4 protein-coding genes are annotated in these 3872 nt (G+C 67.7%); 3 read left to right on the forward strand and 1 reads right to left on the reverse strand.

Annotated elements, in window-relative coordinates; translation table 11 throughout:
* Positions 1–219 precede the first annotated feature (219 nt).
* The 3 genes from SACXIDRAFT_RS00350 (at position 220) to SACXIDRAFT_RS00360 (ending at position 2747) form a co-directional block, all read left to right on the forward strand.
* Positions 220–609 carry a VOC family protein gene (locus tag SACXIDRAFT_RS00350; protein ID WP_006236448.1) on the forward strand — a complete coding sequence of 130 codons (390 nt, stop codon included), beginning with the start codon at positions 220–222 and terminating at the stop codon, positions 607–609.
* 66 nt (positions 610–675) lie between these two features.
* Positions 676–1509 (forward strand): class I SAM-dependent methyltransferase, encoded by an 834-nt coding sequence (locus tag SACXIDRAFT_RS00355; protein ID WP_006236449.1) that lies wholly within the window; start codon positions 676–678, stop codon positions 1507–1509.
* Between the two features lie 56 nt (positions 1510–1565).
* Positions 1566–2747 carry a cytochrome P450 family protein gene (locus SACXIDRAFT_RS00360; protein WP_006236451.1) on the forward strand — a complete coding sequence of 394 codons (1182 nt, stop codon included), beginning with the start codon at positions 1566–1568 and terminating at the stop codon, positions 2745–2747.
* A 78-nt stretch (positions 2748–2825) separates the two neighbouring features.
* On the opposite strand, the gene SACXIDRAFT_RS00365 is transcribed toward SACXIDRAFT_RS00360, so the two are convergent.
* Complete coding sequence (locus SACXIDRAFT_RS00365) at positions 2826–3821, reverse strand: Gfo/Idh/MocA family protein (RefSeq protein WP_006236452.1); 996 nt, start codon at positions 3819–3821, stop codon at positions 2826–2828.
* Between the last annotated feature and the right edge of the window lie 51 nt (positions 3822–3872).

The raw sequence follows: 3872 nt of genomic DNA on the forward strand, positions 1-3872 counted from the left end.
GCCGGTTTCGAAAGAATAGGGCGACGTCGCCCCGGGATCGGTTCTCCGAACACCGCGCACACCGGCCAACAACAGGCCCGTAGGGGTTGGCAGCCCCGACCGCGATGCATACGATCAGTCGAGTTCAGCCCTCGCAAACGGGCGAAATCGACTGGCTTCGCACCATCGCTCGTCGGCGTCACGAAAAAGCACCAGCATCGAAATTCATCGAGGAGAACCATGTCCGAGACTCTGAACTCTTCCGGCTTCTTCGAGCTGGGTTCCGACGATCCACAGCGGACCGAAGAATTCTATGGCAGCCTGTTCGGCTGGAACTTCGGGCCCGGCCACGGCAGGCCGTACACCTTCATCACGCTGCCGAACGGCCGGATGCTCGGCGCGCTGTGGGACACCACGGAGGAGCCGGGCACGGGTCTTCCCCCGAACTACATCGTGAACGTCATCGAGGTGGCCGACGTCGAGGACACCGTCCGGCGCGCCACCGAGGCGGGCGGCACCGTGGTCATCTCCCCGACACGGGTCGAGCAGGGCACACACTTCGCTTACCTGCGCGACCCTGCGGGGCTGCTCTTCGCCGTGGCTACTCCGGTGGCCGAGCAGCAGGGCTGACATTCCCACGAGCACGATGTTCGGCCCGGCTCCGGGGCCGCAGGCACGCTTTCGAGAGGCAGGACAGTGACCCAGAACATCCCCTCCGCCGACGAGATCGGCGATTTCTACGATCTCGTCGGCCCCGCGTTACGCGACGTGTGGGACGACAACTGCCATTTCGGCTACTGGCTCGACGATGACGACGAGAGCAGCGTCGAAGAGGCCACCGACCGCTTCACCGACATCCTGATCGACAAGCTCGATTTGGGCGAGGGCAGTCGGCTACTCGATGTGGGGTGCGGGTTCGGCAAGCCCGCCATGCGCATCGCGCGCACGACCGGCGCAGTGGTCGTCGGCGTCACCATCAGCAAACACCAGGTCACCGAGGCGACCCGCCGGGTCGAGGAGTCCGGTCTCAGCGAACAGGTGAGCTTCCAACTGGAGAACGCCATGAAGATGCCGTTCCCCGACGCGTCGTTCGACGCGGTGCTGGCGTTCGAATCGATCATCCACATGGACCGCCCCACCGCGCTCGCCGAGATGGCCAGGGTCCTTAAGCCGGGCGGTCGGCTCGTGATCACGGACATGATCGAGCGTGCGCCGAAGGGCACCGAGGCGAAGTCGGTCGCGGAGCTGGCGTTCGAGGTGGAGGTCGACCCGCTCCCCCGCGCCGAGGACTATCACGACCTACTGAGCGGGACCGACATCACGATCGAGGAGCTACTCGACGTCACCGAGCACACCAAGTACACGCCGCAGCGGCTGGGCACCCAGTTCAGCCGGATTCGCGAAGAGGTCGAGAGCCGCTACGGCGATCAGGCCGACGACCTGATGAAGCGCGCCGTCGCGCCGCTGTCGGGTGCCATCGAGATCGGCTACCTCGTCGTGGTCGGCCGTCGCGCCGCATCGACGGCCTGATCGCCACACCGCCACACCCGCCGACCGCGGGCGCGGCCTCACGAGGAGCCGAGAGTATGAGTGAGCGTCATCTGGACCAGTACGGCCAACTGCCTCAGGAGATTCGAGACGACCCCTATCCCTGGTACGACCGCCTCCGTGCCGAGGCACCGGTTCAGCAGGTCACCCTCCCCCATGGGGAGGAGGCCTGGCTGATCACACGCTACAGCGACGCCCGCGAGGCGCTCAATGATCCGAGACTGTCCAACGATCCGGCGAACGGCAAGGCTCCGGCGCCGGTGGGTTTCCGGCACATGGGCAACTCCGATCCGCCCGACCACCTCCGGCTCCGGCGGCTGGTGGCCAAGGTGTTCACCCCCCGCTACATCGCGACGCTACGTCCGGTCATCGAACGGACGGCCGCCGAGCTGCTCGATTCGATCGCCGATCACTCGGCGGTCGATCTCATCTCGGAGTACGCGCATCCGCTGCCGTTGACGGTGATCTGCGAGATGCTCGGCGTCCCGAGTTCCGACCACGACGCGCTGCGGGGCTGGTTCGCCACGATGGCGGCGATCGGGGCGGCGCCAGCCGACGAGTTGGAGGCGGCGTTCGGCAGCCTCATGGCGTACTTCTCACAGCTCATCGTGGCGAAGCGGGCCGAACCGGGCGACGACCTGCTGTCCGAGCTGACGGCGGTGCGGGACGGCTCCGACGCCCTGGACGACACCGAGCTGCTCAGCATGGCGTTCGCTCTGGTCGGCGCCGGCCACGAGACGGTGACGAATCTGATCGGCAATACCGTTGTCACGCTGCTGCGCTCCCCGGCGCAGCTGCGCGAGGTCCTCGACGATCCCACTCTGATCCCTTCGGCCGTCGAAGAGGTGCTGCGCTTCGAGTCGCCGGTGCCCTCGGCTGGCGCGCGATACACCACGGAGCCGGTGATGATCGGCGGGGTGGAGATCCCGGCGAACGAACACGTGATGATTGGTCTGGGCATCAGCAACCGCGACCCGGAGCGGTTCGACGCGCCCGCGGACTTCGACCTTCATCGCGGCGACATCGCGCATCTCGCCTTCGGCCATGGCAGGCATTTCTGCATCGGGGCGCATCTCGCCCGGCTGGAGGCGGAGATCGCGGTCGCCACACTGTTGGCCCGTCATCCCGGCACAGCCTTCGCCGATCCGGATGCCCCGGTGGAATGGCTCGACGGAGTGGCCCGTCGGGGCGTCCGCAGTCTCTTCCTCTCGTTGCGCTGAGGCCCGCGCTCCACCGTGAAGGCCGGTCATCCCGCTGTCGTCTCGGGATGGCCGGCCTTCAGCGTCGTTCAGCGCTTTTCAGTGGTAAACCCGCTTGGCGCGGTGGTCGATCTCGGCCATGAGTCCGGCCAGTTGCCGCGAGCGCGTCGCCGACGTGATCGGACGTCGGCCACTGCGGACCACGTCGGCGAACTCGACGATCATGGCTCGGAACTGGTGGGCGGCGGGCAGGATGATCTCTTCGCGGTCGCCCGACCGGTCCAGCACGATGACCGGCCGATGCGTCTGGTGCGGGGTGAAGGCCCGCTCCAGATCCATCCGCCCCATGCTGCCCGCCACACCGTAGTGGGAACGGTAGGAGTTCTCCAGGCCGAAGCCCAGCCGGACCTGCGCCCCGGTCGCTGTGGTCAGCAGCGCGCTTCCCGACAGATCGACGTCGCGCCGCCGGTCGTGCCGCAGGACCGCGCCCACGAGTTCCAGCTCCGGCCCGAGGAAGTGCAGGGCGGCGCCCAACGGATACACGCCGACGTCCAGGAGCGCCCCGCCACCGAGTTCTCGGACGTGCCGGATGTCGGACTCCGGGCGCGGCGGGACGGCGAAGGTGCTCTCGAAGCCGAGGACCTCCCCGATCGCGCCCTCCGCTATGAGGTCCCGCACGGCGGCGTGCTGGGAGTGGCGGAGGTACATCGAGTTCTCCATGAGCACCAGCCCGCGCTCCTCGGCGAGCCGGAGCAGGCGCGCGGTGGTGTCGGGGTCGGTGGAGAGCGGCTTCTCCACGAGGACGTGCCTGCCCGCGTGCAGTGCCTTCTCCACCCATTCCGCATGGAGTGCGGGCGGCAGCGGGATGTACACCGCGTCGATGTCCGCAGAGTCGAGCAGTCGTTGATAGCCGGTCACGGCGATCGCGTCGAATCTCTTCGCGAAGTCCGCGGCCTTGGCGGCGTCTCGGCTGCTCACGGCGACCAGCCGGGCCTGGTCGACCTCAGCCAGCGCGGGCAACGTTCGTCGTGCGGCGATGTCGGCGCAGCCCAGCAGTCCGAAACGCACGGCGCGGCCCGACGTGGTGCGGTCCATGTCTCTCCTATCTCGTTCACACTCGTCGGGCCGGGAACTGCCTCGCCCTCG

It is taken from the genome of Saccharomonospora xinjiangensis XJ-54 (assembly GCF_000258175.1).
Classification (GTDB): domain Bacteria; phylum Actinomycetota; class Actinomycetes; order Mycobacteriales; family Pseudonocardiaceae; genus Saccharomonospora; species Saccharomonospora xinjiangensis.